This window comes from Methylophilus sp. OH31, assembly GCF_000576615.1.
In the GTDB taxonomy this organism is placed as follows: Bacteria; Pseudomonadota; Gammaproteobacteria; order Burkholderiales; family Methylophilaceae; genus Methylophilus.
Map to the genome: position 1 here is coordinate 399317 of NZ_BAUS01000002.1, position 14643 is coordinate 413959.

13 protein-coding genes are annotated in these 14643 nt (G+C 53.1%); 1 reads left to right on the forward strand and 12 read right to left on the reverse strand.

Annotation, left to right across the window (positions count from 1 at the left end):
* Window positions 1-7: 7 nt before the first annotated feature.
* From OH31_RS03595 to OH31_RS03605, 3 genes are read right to left on the reverse strand one after another with little or no spacing between them, the layout of a single operon-like run.
* The gene (locus tag OH31_RS03595; RefSeq protein ID WP_024929662.1) at window positions 8-805 is read right to left on the reverse strand and encodes a ferritin-like domain-containing protein; all 798 of its coding nucleotides are present in this window, start codon (window positions 803-805) and stop codon (window positions 8-10) included.
* Window positions 756-2195 carry a sensor histidine kinase gene (locus tag OH31_RS03600; RefSeq protein WP_024929663.1) on the reverse strand — a complete coding sequence of 480 codons (1440 nt, stop codon included), beginning with the start codon at window positions 2193-2195 and terminating at the stop codon, window positions 756-758. Before OH31_RS03600 ends, OH31_RS03595 begins: the two co-directional genes overlap by 50 nt.
* A 15-nt stretch (window positions 2196-2210) precedes the next feature.
* Window positions 2211-2888 (reverse strand): response regulator transcription factor, encoded by a 678-nt coding sequence (locus tag OH31_RS03605; protein ID WP_019881673.1) that lies wholly within the window; start codon window positions 2886-2888, stop codon window positions 2211-2213.
* A 196-nt stretch (window positions 2889-3084) separates the two neighbouring features.
* Between OH31_RS03605 and OH31_RS03610 the strand changes: the two genes are divergently transcribed.
* A complete protein-coding gene (locus tag OH31_RS03610; protein ID WP_024929664.1) occupies window positions 3085-3270 on the forward strand; it encodes a hypothetical protein in 186 nt (61 codons plus the stop codon).
* Window positions 3271-3443: 173 nt separating this feature from the next.
* On the opposite strand, the gene OH31_RS03615 is transcribed toward OH31_RS03610, so the two are convergent.
* From OH31_RS03615 to OH31_RS03655, 9 genes are all read right to left on the reverse strand, one after another.
* A complete protein-coding gene (locus tag OH31_RS03615) occupies window positions 3444-4337 on the reverse strand; it encodes an SMP-30/gluconolactonase/LRE family protein (RefSeq protein WP_024929665.1) in 894 nt (297 codons plus the stop codon).
* Window positions 4338-4345: 8 nt separating this feature from the next.
* Window positions 4346-4930, reverse strand: coding sequence for a hypothetical protein (locus OH31_RS03620; RefSeq protein WP_019881676.1), 585 nt, complete (start codon window positions 4928-4930; stop codon window positions 4346-4348).
* Window positions 4931-4963: 33 nt separating this feature from the next.
* The gene (locus OH31_RS03625; protein WP_024929666.1) at window positions 4964-6175 is read right to left on the reverse strand and encodes a sorbosone dehydrogenase family protein; all 1212 of its coding nucleotides are present in this window, start codon (window positions 6173-6175) and stop codon (window positions 4964-4966) included.
* Complete coding sequence (locus OH31_RS03630) at window positions 6172-7461, reverse strand: NAD(P)/FAD-dependent oxidoreductase (protein WP_024929667.1); 1290 nt, start codon at window positions 7459-7461, stop codon at window positions 6172-6174. Before OH31_RS03630 ends, OH31_RS03625 begins: the two co-directional genes overlap by 4 nt.
* The gene (locus tag OH31_RS03635) at window positions 7461-7811 is read right to left on the reverse strand and encodes a c-type cytochrome (RefSeq protein ID WP_024929668.1); all 351 of its coding nucleotides are present in this window, start codon (window positions 7809-7811) and stop codon (window positions 7461-7463) included. The genes OH31_RS03630 and OH31_RS03635 overlap by 1 nt, the downstream gene beginning before the upstream one ends.
* Window positions 7812-7980: 169 nt before the next feature.
* Window positions 7981-8466, reverse strand: a complete 486-nt coding sequence (locus tag OH31_RS03640) for an ankyrin repeat domain-containing protein (protein WP_024929669.1) — start codon at window positions 8464-8466, stop codon at window positions 7981-7983.
* A gap of 79 nt (window positions 8467-8545) precedes the next feature.
* A complete protein-coding gene (purL, locus tag OH31_RS03645) occupies window positions 8546-12457 on the reverse strand; it encodes a phosphoribosylformylglycinamidine synthase (protein ID WP_024929670.1) in 3912 nt (1303 codons plus the stop codon).
* A 127-nt stretch (window positions 12458-12584) separates the two neighbouring features.
* A complete protein-coding gene (gene feoB, locus OH31_RS03650; protein ID WP_024929671.1) occupies window positions 12585-14375 on the reverse strand; it encodes a ferrous iron transport protein B in 1791 nt (596 codons plus the stop codon).
* Window positions 14372-14629 carry a FeoA family protein gene (locus OH31_RS03655; RefSeq protein ID WP_024929672.1) on the reverse strand — a complete coding sequence of 86 codons (258 nt, stop codon included), beginning with the start codon at window positions 14627-14629 and terminating at the stop codon, window positions 14372-14374. Before OH31_RS03655 ends, feoB begins: the two co-directional genes overlap by 4 nt.
* Between the last annotated feature and the right edge of the window lie 14 nt (window positions 14630-14643).

Here is a 14643-nt window from a genome sequence, read left to right on the forward strand (position 1 = left end):
AAAACATTTAGTGGGTCTCTGCATTTAAGTAGGCCAGTTCAATCTCGCTAAAACCCGCCTGCTTACGCGCTTCCATGTTAAACGGTGGCCGCAGCTTGGGCGCTTGATATTGTTGGCGCAAGGTTTCAAACGTGGCGACGATATCTAATCCGCGTTGGTCACATAAATATTGAAACCAGCGGTTGCCAATGGCCACATGGCCGATTTCGTCACGCAGGATAATATCCAGAATCGCGGCGGCGGCATGGTCACCTGCTTGCGACAGTTTCTGTTTGAGCGGGGGCGTGGCATCCAGGCCGCGCGCTTCCATGGTACGCGGCACCAGCGCCATGCGCGCCAGTACATCGGATTGCGTTTTTTCGACCATCTCCCACAGGCTGTTGTGACCATCAAAGTCACCATAGTCAAAGCCCAGTGTTTGCAGATGCGCGCGTAGCAGCGAGAAGTGGTAAGCCTCTTCTTTGGCGACTTGCAGCCAGTCACGGTAATAGTCTTCCGGCATGTTGGCAAAGCGCCACACGGCATCCAGCGCCAGGTTAATGGCATTGAATTCAATATGCGCTAATGCATGTATCAGCGCCGCACGGCCTTCAGCCGTATTCATGGCGCGACGCTGTACTTGCTTGGGCGGCACCAGATGAGGCTTTTCCGGCCGGCCTGGAATGGATTGTACTGGCGCGGTCAGCGTGAGATGGGCGTTGTAGTCGAGATTGGTTTCCCAAAGCAAAGTCACTTGCTGGCATTTTTGTTGCGGATCACTGAGGGTCAGTGCTTGCAGGGCGAGGGTTCTCAGGCAGGATGTCATAGCATTGGAATTTTACCGTGAATTGGCTGCCGATGTGATGCGTGATTGGGTGAGGCAGCCCGGCCGAGACGGTGATGCTGGCATTGTGGTGTTCTGCAATTTCGGCGACGATGGCCAATCCAAGCCCGCAACCGTTGCCCTGATTGGGGTCTAGGCGGTGGAAGCGCTCAAAAATCAAGGCGGTCTGGTCGGCAGGAATGCCGACGCCGCTATCAGACACTTGTAACATCAGAGACTGCTCACTTTGCCATAAGCGGATCGCAAGCAGGCCTTGTTCTGGCGTGTACTGGATGGCGTTCTCGAGCAAATTATTGAGCATTTCCGAGAGCATCAAGGCGTCTCCCAGCACCTTGTCCTGCTGCGTTTCAATCAGCACCTCCAGTTCCAGTTGTTTATCCGCAGCCGGGCCTATCCAGCGCGCGCACTCCTCATAAATAATACTGGTCAGTGACACTGGCTGAAAGATCAGCTGACTACTGGCGGCATCGGTTCTGGCCATGCTCAGCAGACGTTGAATCAGGTGTGATAAACGCGTTGTGCTGCGTAGCATGTAGTTCAATGGTTCCTGCACGGCTTCTGGTGGGTGGCTTCTGAGTGCCAGTTCCGCTTGTGTTTGCAAGCCTGCAATCGGCGTACGTAATTGATGCGAGGCATCGGCAATAAATTGCTGTTGTTGCTGCAAACCCGCTTTTACCCGCGATAGTAGCGCGTTCATGGCATGCAATAGGGGATGCAGTTCCAATGGCGAGGAACTGGTATCCAGCGGGCTAAGGTCGCGGTGGGAGCGCTGATGTAAAGATTCCCTGAGGTCTTGCATGGGTTTTAGCGCAAAGTGGATGCCCAGTTCAATCACAATCGCAGCCAACAGCATCATCAGCACTTGCGGTAGCAGCATTTCTTCCACCATTTCTGCCACCATGGCATCGCGTTTGCCGGTGGTTTCTGCCATAGTGATCAGGATATTGCGCGCATTGATCGCTTTGCTTTCGGGCAAGCCAAAGGTCACGGCGCGAATGGCTTCGCCTTTGTAGAGGCTGTTGTAATAAATCTGCTGGTTGCCCGCTGGCGGTTTGGTGGGGAGTGGCAGATTGGCTTCACCGAACACCAGTTTGCCGCGCGGCCCGATAATGCGGATATAAATGCGGTCACCTTCGTTGTAACTGAGTAGGTGGCTGGCGACTTCGGGAATTTCAATTTTGACTTCGTTGTTGGCGTCGATAATGACTTCATCAGCCAAGGCAAGCACGGTACGCAACAACGACTGGTCATAAGCTTGTGTCGCATAGTGCAAGGCGCGTGAGTAAGAGAGGGCGGCAGACACCCCGAGTACCAGCAGCATGGGCAACAGTAGCCACAAACGCAGCTGGTTTTTGAGTGAACGTGGTCCCATGTATTCAGTGTGTTATTAAAGGCTTAAGTGTTCGGCTTCCAGCATGTAGCCCAAACCACGTACAGTGCGGATGTGGGCGCCGCTGGGTTCAATTTTCTTGCGCAGGCGGTGAATATACACCTCAATGGCATTGTCACCCAGGGTTTCGTCCCAATTGCACAAAGACTCCATGATTTGCTCTTTGGCAATGATTTTACCCATACGCATCATCAATGTTTCCAGCAGGTTGAGTTCCCGTGCCGATAGGGTAATCAGTTGGTCATTAATACTGGCCAGTTTATTCGCGACATCGAGCTTTAGGTTGCCACACTGTAATGGCAGGTTGTTGCCCAGTTTACTACGGCGTATCAGTGCACGTACGCGTGCTTCAAGTTCTTCGAGGTGAAACGGCTTGGTCAGGAAGTCATCAGCGCCCAGGTCCAGCGCCTGCACACGCGTGGCCACATCCTCACGTGCGGTCAAAATCAGCACCGCAATCGCGTTAGCCTGCTGGCGCAGGTGGGATAACAACTGCATGCCATCCATCGTGGGTAATCCAAGGTCCAGAATCACCATGTCGTATACGTCATCCTGAATGGCGCGTAAGGCTTGTTTGCCATCGGTGACGTGATCAACCGCGTATTGTGACTGGCTGAGGGCACGCACCAGTCCATTCGCAATCACTAAATCATCTTCCACAATTAATAAACGCATTGCTGATATCCGCTGGTCTGAATATGCCCAGTGTACCTCAATGCTGGCGGGTTTTTCGTTTGTAAGTTTGCTGCAAGCCAGGCGTAAGTTAGCTGTAAGGAGAGCAGCGTATTGTGCAAGGGTGGACAACGCAGTACGAGCCACGATGCCATTAAACACAGAATATTAAATGAGCAGCAGCGATTAAGGAGCGATCATGATCAAGACCCTGTTAGTCATGTCGGGATTCATTCTTTCAGCCTATGCCATGGCCGGGACCAACCCCTCGCCACATGATCAGGTTGAAATGCAGAAACATTTGAAAGTAGCCAGACACGCTGTTGCGCAGCCAGCGGTCAACTCCCAAAAGGAGGTTGACAAAAAAACTGCGCAAACCAAGTAACTGCGAAGTTGCCTAAGCGTACTGAATTCCCTGCAGTGCGTTGAAGCAATCAGCGGTTTCGTGTGTATCCTCTCACTTTAACCACGCGCAAGCGTGGTTTTTTTTATGTGTGATTTGGAATATGTGGATTTGGGCTTGCGCCAGGTTCTGGTGCAAGCCCACTAAGTCAAGGTCTAACGTAAATCTATGATATCCAGCTTGCCTGCCTTCATGTCCGGTACCAGCAGATGGTGGTCATCTTGTGTTAGCGCAATATCTGCGGCAGATTGGTAACCTTCTTTGATCAGGGTGACTTTATGTTGCTGGTCAACGCGGAATACTTTGCCTGACTTCCAGTCACTGACATAAATCGTGCCATTTGCCTGTTTGACAATGCCATCGCCGCCACCCAGGCCGCTGGCCACTTCATCCAGTTTTTTGCTCAACAGGTTGTAGTTGTAAAGCACGCCAGAAGTGAAGTCGACCAGTAGCAGATGCTCACCTTTGGCATCGGCCAGCAAACCATTCGGGGCTAAAATACGTGCATCGATCGTGCCGTCTAGCAGCAAACTCAGCTGACGTTGAGGTGTGACTTTATAAATAATGCCGCCTTTGCCGCTGCCCAGAATATCACCACTGTCACTGATATACAGGTTGCCATTGGCATCTGCGCTCAAGTCGTTGAGAAATTGCGGCACTTTAGGAAAGTCAGTCGCTGCCAGAAACACCTCAGCGCTGGCGGTTGGCTGGTTCAGTGCGACACGCAATACACGCGTTTTGTCGGCAATATATAAATCATTGCCGATCAGCACCAGCCCTTTAGGGTCATCCAGGCCTTGTACCAAGACCGAGGTTTTGCCATGGTCGATGACGCGAATCTGTCCATCACCATCCTGGCCAAAGCCATTGATTTCAGAGACGTAGATTTTGCCGTCGGCGGCTTGCACAACAGATTCCGGCGTCAGTAATCCATTCACAGGCGCTAAGCCGTGCGCGTGACTGTGGCTGGTGATCGTCAGTAAGCAGGCAGCGACTAAGCTTGAGATGGCGCTAGAGGTCAAGACACGGCGAGGCTGGAAAAACAACATAAACACTCCTAGAAAAAGGCTTTAGGTTGGGATAAGGTATTAATACTATTGCACAAAGCCTCGTAGGTTTGTACCGGTGCTTGTGCCAAGGATTGCTGGAAAGCAGGATTCTGCTGCAATTGCTGAATCACCTGGTCAAACGCTTGCTGGTAAGACTTATGTGTCGAGTGCTCCACATTGTAAGTCAGCCAGCCACGTGATTGGCCTTCACCCTTGACTGTCAGCAGCGGTTTTCCCAGAGCACTGTCTGCGGCAGGCTGGTTATACACCTTGGCAGTGATTTCGCTGTAAAACACACCCGTTTGCGGGTTATAGAACATATTGGGTTCAATCACCACCAGGGCCTGGCCTTTGGCTTCGGCCTCACAACTGGAGGTGGTAAAGTTTTGCGCCTGAAAGCTGCTCAAGCCGACAGCTTCAGCTGCTTCGGCACGGTTATGCCAATAGTTGAGGTAGGGATTCAACAGGCGTACTGGATGCTGGTAAAAAGACTCTGGTACCTGAATGACCAAAGCCGGTTGCGTACCCGCCTGGCTAAGGCTGATCCAGCCCAGGCAGAGTGCGCTACTGATAGACAACAAAATGCGTTTCATATATTGCTCCTGAAAATATCCTTGCAGCGGTGGCTACAGGTTGCGAATACGGTAAATCCAGCCGGTCAGGTCATCTGACACATATAGCCAGCCATCGGCACCGACGATCACGTCTACTGGTCGTCCCCAGGCTCGTTTGCCTTGCAGCCAGCCACTAATGAATGGGACGCTTGCCACGGGCTGTTGGTTCCTGAATTGTACACGCAGCAAGGCGTAGCCGCTGGGTTGTTTGCGGTTCCAGGAACCATGCAAGGCCACAATCGCATCCTGTTGGATGTCGCCTGCTAGCCGGCTTTGATGCAAAAAAGTGATGCCTATGGGCGTACTGTGTGCGGGGAGTGTTAGTACGGGCGCTTGCGCCTGTTGGCAAGCACCTGTTTCGCCAACAAAGTTGGGGTCTTGCATCAGTTGCCCGGGCTGCGCGGGGTCGCTCCAGCAATACGGCCAGCCATAGTGCTGGCCTGCTTCAATCTTGTTCAGGTGTTCTGGTGGCAAGTCGTCATCGATATGGCCATTTTTCTGTCCACTGCGATTATCGGCGCCATTGTTGGTGGCAAACATCTCTCCGCTTTGTGGTTGCCAGGCAAAACCTTGGCTATTACGCAGGCCACGGGCCCAGATTGCACTTTGTGCATGACGACCGACCGTCAGCAGCGCGCCAGCAGGACGGCCATCTGCCGTATATCTTAGTATTGTTGCGCGCATCGGATTATCTTCGACACAGACATTGCAACTGGAGCCGACATTGATAAACAGATAGCCGTCCGGCGAGATTTTGAGTGTTTTCAGGCTATGGCCACCGCTAGGCAAGTTGCGGATAAACGGTTGCGGGGCGCCCCAGCCATCGCCTTGTTTCGGCAGTTTGACCACGCCGGTCTGTTCAGCCACCAGCAAGTCCTCTCCTAGCAAGGTGATGCCGTGTGGCGCATTGAGGCCTTGGGCAATGACTTCTGCTTCCCCTTGTGCGTTTAAACGCACGATACGGCCAGTATCAGACAAGCTGACCAATAGCCGTCCCTGTGTGTCCAGCGCCAGCATGCGTGGTGCGCCCAAGGTGCTGACATCACTAAATCGCTCTATCTTGAGCCCGGCGGGGACTTCCAGCGTCGATAAAGCAGCATCGACCTCTGGCGTTTGTGCCATGGCATAGTGCAAACCAATTGCCGTGCACAACCCTGTCAATGCGATCAACAGCAAGCGCGAAACTTTATTGGGGGAAGAGGTTTGGGCGTGTGCTGCCGTCATGTCAATGTGTCGGCCCAGATGTTTTCTGCCCAGGCTTGTGCGTATTCGCCTTCCTGCACGCTAGCTTTGGCCGAAACGCCACCACCTTCGGCTGATACCATGGATTTCTTGGCTGGGTCATAACGATAGACATTGGCCACGTGCATGGCTTGCTGGTTGTCGACAAAACTGTAGCAAGTGTTTGCGAACACAGGCAGCGGGTTAGGGGCTTTGCCAGTTTGCAGGTCTATGATGGCTGCCGCACAGACTTTCGCCTGCGAGGTCGCCATATGGGCTGACTTCGGCAACCCTGCCGAAATACTGTCGCCGATGATATGTACATCAGCTTGCAGGCTCGATGCATACGTCACAAAGTCAACTTCGCACCAGCGGCCATCGACATTATTCAGGCCCGCCACTTGCGCGACTTTGCCTGCCAATTGCGGCGGAATCACATTCAGCACGTCTGCTTTCACCGTTTCAAAGTCGGTTTTAATGGTTTTGCTGGCGGCATCCAGTTGCAGGATTTCGCTATTGTTATGGTATTCAATGATGCCCTGGTAGGCACCATTGAAGCTTTGCAAAAACAAGCCTTTTTTGGAGGTGATGTCGGCATTGGCATCCAGGATAATCACTTTGCTGCGCGGTTTGTGCTGTTTGAAATAATGCGCGACCTGGCAGGCCCGTTCATAAGGGCCGGGCGGGCAGCGGTAAGCGCCGGTTGGAATGGTCATCACGAATATGCCGCCATCAGGCATGCTCTCCAATTGCTGCCGTAGTTGCAGCGTTTGTTTGCCCGCTTTCCATGCATGTGGAATATCGGCGACCGGGGCTGACATGCCAGGAATCTTGCTGTAATTAAAGTCAACACCGGGAGCAAGTATCAGGCGGTCGTAGCTGAGATGGCCACGCGCGAGTTGCACTTGTTTATTCACAAGATCAACCGACGTGACACTGTCTTGTATCCAGTGCAGCCCATGTTGTTTGCGTGATAAGTCATAAGCAAAACTTAATTGATCCAGCGTGCGGCTGCCACCCAGTACCAGATTACTTTGCGGGCAGGAGATAAATTGCGGGTTGGGCTCAATGATGGTGACTTTGAGGTTGCCCATGCTCCAGGCGCGTAGGTATTTGGCGGCGGTGAGGCCTGCAAAACCAGCGCCGACTATCACTACATGGCCCAGTGGCGGCTTGCTGGCGCGGGCAAAAGCGGGCAGGCCATAAAAGGCGAGTCCGCCATAAATCACTGAGCGCACAAATTGCCTGCGAGAGGTGAGGGTGGTGGTCAATATAGAATCCGGCTGCATTATTGTGCCCCCAGGAATGATTGATGTGGCAAGGCATGCGCTGTTTGTCTGGGCTGTTGTGCGAAATAGCTGGCCAGTGCGGTTATTTCTTCTGTAGTTAACCCTTTGGCGTGATGATGCATGACGGTAGAAGTCACCGAGCCATCTTTAAAGCCTTGCATGCGCTGCACAAAATAGGCTTGATTGAGGGCTGCAAGCGTAGGTGTGCCGCCCAGGCTATTGCCATTGGGTCCGTGGCAGGCAGCGCAAGAGGCCGCCAGGGTATGAATGGCCGACGAGTCTTCTGCATGCGTCGATAGCGACCATATTGCAATGCAAGCCCATAGAATACGCGCGTATATCTGCTTCATGCTTCCCCCAGGATTGATTGTGAGTGATATTGATGTATCACATTATTCTAAATGGATGCCGAGGCGTGAGTGACTATGGTTACACAGCCTCAAAACAATTGCCTTAAAACAAAAACGGCCATGAATCTCATGACCGTTTTTGTTTAATATCGTTGCGAGTTGCCAGCGATTAAAAGCATTTTTCTTCCTGACAGCCATCGTTTTTGGTGCCAAGTTCAGTCAGCAGGTCGACCATTTTCTGGTCATTTTCTTCTTTGAAATAACGCACCAGGGATACATCGCCTTTGAGTTTGATGTTCACATCCGCACCCGCAGAAGCCAGGTATTTCATGGTAGCAGTATCGCCAATAAATGCGGACATATGGAACGCCGTATTATGGCTGGCCGGGTGTACATAGTTCAGGTCAGCGCCTTTGGACACCAGGTATTTCACCACGTCCAGCTTGCCTTTTGATGCCGCCATTTGCAGTGGCTCCCAGGCAAAGAATTTCTGTTTTACCAAGGTCGGGTCAGCTTCAACAAACTTTTTGACCACTTTCACGTTACCACCGGTGAGCGCCTCGGTAAACTCCATATACTCCTCATCTGACAAGGCAAATGCCTGTAAGGCAAATGACAGTGAGAACAAGGCCACTAAAAACTTAACTGATTTCATAATCTCTCCAAACACCTGATTTTCATTTTTAAAAATAACCACTTTATTTTAATGGCGAAACCACGTGAGTCGGTTTCGCTTAACCCACAAACTTGCGTGCATTCCTGAACATGCGCATCCACGGGCCGTCCTCTTGCCATCCATCAGGACGCCAGGAGTGTTGTACAGCCCTGAATACACGTTCAGGATGCGGCATCATGATGCTGAAACGGCCGTCTTGCGTAGTGAAACCGGTCAAGCCCTGTGGCGAACCATTCGGGTTAAACGGGTAGACCTCGGTCGCTTGCGCAGCATGGTCAACATAGCGCACAGTTGCCAGTTGCTGTTGTAGCACACTTGTGACAGCGCTGGCATCAGTAAATTCCGTAAAACCTTCACCATGTGCCACAGCGATCGGCATGCGGCTACCGGCCATGCCATCAAAGAAGATGGATGGCGAGGATAGAATTTCGACTAGCGCCACGCGTGCTTCAAATTGTTCGGACTTGTTGCGCACGAAATGCGGCCAGTGCTCTGCACCAGGAATAATGCTGTGCAGGTTGCTCATCATCTGGCAACCGTTACACACGCCCAGTGCAAAGGTATCGGTACGGTTAAAGAAGGCGCTGAATTCATCGCGTGCGCGGCTGTTGAACAAGATGGACTTGGCCCAGCCTTCACCCGCACCCAGCACGTCACCGTAAGAGAAGCCACCACAAGCGACCAGGCCAGCAAAGTCTTTCAGGGACACACGGCCGCTAATGACGTCGCTCATATGCACGTCAACACTGTTAAAACCTGCGCGGTCAAACGCCGCGGCCATTTCGGTCTGGCCGTTGACGCCTTGCTCACGCAGAATCGCCATATTCGGGCGTTTACCGGTGTTGATATACGGCGCAGCGATATTGTCGTTGAGGTCAAACGTCAGCTTGGCATGCAAACCAGCGTCGTCAGCATTGAGAATGCGGTCGTATTCCTGCTGCGCACAGGTCGGGTTATCACGCAGGCTTTGCATGCGGTAAGTGGTTTCAGACCACATACGGTGTAACTCAATCCGCGAAGCTTTGTATTGTGTGTTGCCTTGGCTGATGGCAATGTCATGCCCCGCGTCGACCTGGCCAATACGGTGTACACAGGCGCCCAGCGCTTGTTGCAGTTGCGCTGCAATCGCGGCAGCATCCGCTGCACGCACTTGTACCACGGCGCCCAGCTCTTCGTTAAACAGGGTGCTGATTGTGTCACCATTGAGGCTGGACAAATCGATATTAAGGCCACAATGGCCAGCAAAGGCCATTTCTACCAGCGTCACATATAGGCCGCCGTCAGAGCGGTCATGGTAGGCCAGCAATTTGCCGTCACTGTTCAATTGCTGGATAGCGGCAAAAAACGCTTTCAATTGCGCTGGTTGATCGACATCCGGCACGGTATTGCCCAGTTGCTTGTAGACTTGCGCCAGGGCCGAACCACCCATGCGGTTGCGGCCGTTGCCGAGGTCGATCAGAATCAGTTCGCTGTCGCCTAAGTCGGTACGCAGTTGTGGCGTCAGTGTTTTGCGTACGTCTGGCGTATTGGCAAACGCAGAAATCACCAGCGAGATGGGGGCGGTAACGGCTTTGTTTTCGCCATTGTCTTGCCACACGGTTTTCATACTCATGGAGTCTTTACCGACCGGAATGCTGATGCCCAGTGCCGGGCACAGCTCCATGCCGACAGTTTTCACGGTGGCATACAAGGCGGCATCTTCACCGGTGTGGCCAGCAGGCGCCATCCAGTTGGCGGACAGTTTGAGGTTGCCGATCTCGCTAATCGAGGCGGCAGCAATGTTGGTAATGGCCTCACCAATCGCCATGCGGCCGGAAGCCGGGGCGTCAATCAGCGCCAGGGGCGCTTTTTCGCCAATGGCAAATGCTTCGCCAATATTGGTTTCAAAACCGGCGCAAGTCACGGCCACGTTGCTGACCGGTACTTGCCATGGGCCAACCATCTGGTCGCGCGCGATCAGGCCGGTGACACTGCGGTCACCGATGGTGATCAGGAAGGTTTTATCGGCCACGCCTGGTAAACGCAGTACGCGTGCCACGGCATCGTTCAAGTCTATGTTGCTGGTATCAAAGGCAGGCAGTGACTTCTGCACGGACTTGACGTCACGTAACATTTTTGGCGGTTTACCCAGCAATACAGAAAGCTCCATATCGACAGGCTTGTTGGCAAAGTGCGTGTCTTCCACGGTTAAGTGGCGCTCTTCCGTGGTCACCCCCACTACCGCGAACGGACAGCGCTCGCGTTCACAAATTGCTTCAAATAATGGCAACTGGTCTTGTGTGACGGCGAGTACGTAGCGCTCTTGCGCTTCATTGCTCCACAATTCGCGCGGGCTCATGCCAGGTTCTTCGTTGTGTACGTCACGCAGTTGGAACACTGCACCGACTTTGGCGTCGTTTACCAGCTCTGGGAAGGCGTTAGAAATACCACCAGCGCCGACGTCGTGAATGCTCAAAATCGGGTTTTTATCGCCCATTTGCCAGCAACGGTCGATCACTTCTTGCGCACGGCGTTGCAGCTCAGGGTTACCACGTTGCACCGAGTCAAAGTCCAGGTTTTCGGTGTTGGCACCGGTATCCATGCTGGAGGCTGCGCCGCCGCCGAGGCCAATCAGCATGGCCGGGCCACCCAGTTGAATCAGGGCTGAGCCAGGAGGGATGCTGTTTTTAAAACTATGGCTGTCAGAAATATTACCGACACCACCGGCCAGCATGATGGGCTTGTGATAGCCACGCACTTCTGATTGCCCGTCTGTGGTGCTTGTTTCCAGCTCAAAGGTACGGAAATAACCGGCAATGTTGGGACGGCCAAATTCGTTGTTATAAGCAGCGCCACCGAGTGGGCCATCTATCATGATTTGCAGCGGGCTGGCGATACGGCCAGGTTTGCCGTAGTTGGTTTCCCAGGGTTGTTTGAAGTCAGGCAGGTTTAGGTTAGACACCGAGAAGCCTGCCAGGCCTGCTTTGGGTTTCGAGCCAATACCGGTGGCGCCTTCGTCACGGATCTCGCCGCCTGCACCTGTTGCGGCACCGGCAAACGGTGAAATCGCGGTCGGGTGATTATGCGTTTCTACCTTCATCAGGTAGTGCATATTGTCTTCTACAAACTGGTAGCTCTGGTCGGCAGAAGGGTAAAAACGCTTGGTTTTCTGGCCTTGCACAATCGACGAGTTATCCGAATAGGCTACAACGGTGTGGCCAGGGTGCAGTTTGTGCGTATTGCGGATCATGTTGAACAGCGACAATTCCTGCTGTACGCCATCAATCACCCAGTCGGCATTGAAAATCTTGTGGCGGCAATGCTCGGAGTTGGCCTGGGCAAACATCATCAGCTCGACATCGGTCGGGTTGCGCCCCATTTTTGTGTAATTTTCCAGCAGGTAGTCGACTTCGTCCGGCGATAACGCCAGCCCCATGTCACTGTTGGCAGTTTCGAGCGCGGCCTTGCCACCGGCCAGGATGTCCACGCTGGATAGCGGTTTAGGATCGGCGTGGTGATACAGTTTTTCGGCATCAGCCAGGCGGTAGATCACCGTTTCTGTCATGCGGTCCTGAATTGCTGTGCGCAAGGCCTGTTTTTCGGTCTCCGTGAGTGGCTGACCATTTTTTGTTGTCACATAGTAGGCAATGCCGCGCTCCAGGCGCAGCAGGCTGCTGAGGCCGCAGTTATGGGCAATATCAGTGGCACGTGAGGCCCATGGTGAAATGGTGCCTATGCGTGGTGTCACCAACAGCAATTCGCCAGTCGGTGATTCGATATCCGTGTGCGGGCCGTAAGTCAGAATCTGACGCAAGGTGTCTTGTTCAGTGGCACTCAATGCCGTTTCGCTAAAGGCGAAATGCACAAATTCGGTATAAATATGGGCGATATTCGGTGCGCTGATGTTGAGGGCGCTATACAGTTTATCGAGACGGAATTGCGAGAGGGCGGCGCTGCCGCGCAGACTAAAAAAATGCGCTTGACTGGACATGTGACGGTTGGATTTTTCAATGAAAATTCAAACCGTCATTTTAACAGAAAGCGCGTCGTCTCGCAGGGCTAATCGAATCCCAAATAAAATCGGCCACGCACAGGTGGCCGATTGAGAATGGTAGGCGCTAGTAACCCAGCGCGCGGGCACTTTGGTAGAACGCAAAGCTCACAACCCACGCCAGTGCTAATGACCAGGTGAGTGATAGCCACATAAAGCCACTGCTTTTGCTTTCGGATTTAAGGGTAGCAATAGTAGATAGGCAGGGCGTATAAATCAGCGTGAACAGCATAAAACTCATGCCTTGTACCCAGTCGATATTGGCTGCGATCTGCTGGCTGAGTGCATCGCCTTGCAAGCCGTAAATGACGGCTAGCGAACCGACGACGATTTCCTTGGCGACAAAGCCAAAGATCAAGGCAATTGCCAGATGGGTGTCAATGCCAATCGGGTCCAGCACTGGCGCAAAGAAACGGCCTATGCTACCCGCCCAGGTCTCGGCACTGGCCGGCACGGCAGTGGTTGGCAGGTGTGTGAGCAGCCAAACCATGACCACGCCAATGACGATAAATTTGGTTGCACGTGACAGAAAGTGTTTCACCTCTTGCCAGCCACGCATCCAGATTTGTTGCGGGGTAGGAAAGCGATACGGCGGCAGTTCGAGTACAAACGGTTCACGGCTGGCAAATTTGCCTTTGAACAGGATGGCAGTGATGAAAATCGTGGCGAAACTGACCAGGTAGAGCGAAAAGAGTACCAGCGCGGCTTGTGAGGGCGGGAACAGGATGGCAATGATAAACAGGAATACCTGTAATCTGGCCGAGCACAAGGACAGTGGGATGGTCAGCATGGTCAGCAAGCGCATGGGGCGGCTACGCATGACGCGCGTGCCCATCAAGGCGGGGACGTTGCAGCCAAAGCCCATCAGCATCATGACAAAGCCACGGCCATCGAGGCCCATTTTTGCCATCAGGGTATCCATGAGAAAGGCTGCGCGTGATAAATAACCGCTATCTTCGACCATGCTCATGACTAAAAAGAACAGAACAATAATCGGCACAAATGCGGCTACCGTGCTAAAACCTGTATACAGGCCGTCCAGTAGCAAGCCATTTAACCAGGTGGGCAAACTGGCCAGCAGTGGTTCTAACGCCGTGCTGCGCAAGCTGTCAAACAGCCATGCCATGCCCTCTTGTAACGGGGCGCCGACGGTAAAAATAAACTGAAACAGCAGGAACACTGAAAGCAGGAAGAGTGGCAAGCCCAGCCATGGGTGTAACAGTACTTTGTCCAGGCGATCGGTCAGCGAGTGATTGAGTTGCAGCGGAAAATGCACAGTGAGGTCAATAATCTGGTGCATTTCCTGCTCGATGACATTGTCCATCTCCAACTTGCCCGCAATGGTTTCCGGTGTCACCAGGTTAGGTTGCTGCAGGATGGTTTGTGCCGCCAGTTGCAATGCCTCAGGGCAGCCCTGGCCATATTTGGCGCTAATGGTGCGTACTGGTATGCCCAGTTGTTTGCTCATCGCTTGTGCATCAATCGTAATGCCTGCGCGTTTGGCTTCATCTTCCATGTTCAGCAGCAATACCGCAGGTAAGCCGAGGGCGCGAATTTGCAAGGCGAGCGATAATTGGCGGTCAATCTGGGCACTGTTTAAAATAATCAGCACCAGGTCAACCGGGTGGTGGCTGAGAAAATGACGCACGACGTGCTCATCATCTGAGAAACCATGCAAATCATACAGGCCGGGCAAATCTACCAGTTCAGCAATATGGCCGCCCAGCAGTATTTTGGCACTCATTAAATCCACGGTAATCCCTGGCCAGTTGCCGACCCGGGCGGACGCGCCGCTTAAGCGATTGAACAGGGTGGATTTGCCCGTGTTGGGCATTCCGAGCAGGGCAACACGTTTCATGCAGTGATGGATTCTGTCTGGTTGGAGAGAAGGTGCACATGGATAGCTTTGGCATCCTGCAGGCGGATAATGACGTCTGTCGAGCCGATGCGTATATGCAATGGGCCATTGAACGCGGCCTGGCGGATGACTTCCAGCTGTTTGCCAGACCGGAAACCCAAAGCGCTCAGGCGTTGTGATAAGGCCTGTTCAGCATGGATGCGATCAATCATGGCTGACTGGCCGGGTTTGAGGGCGTCAAGATGCATGTGCATATTACAAATGAGAA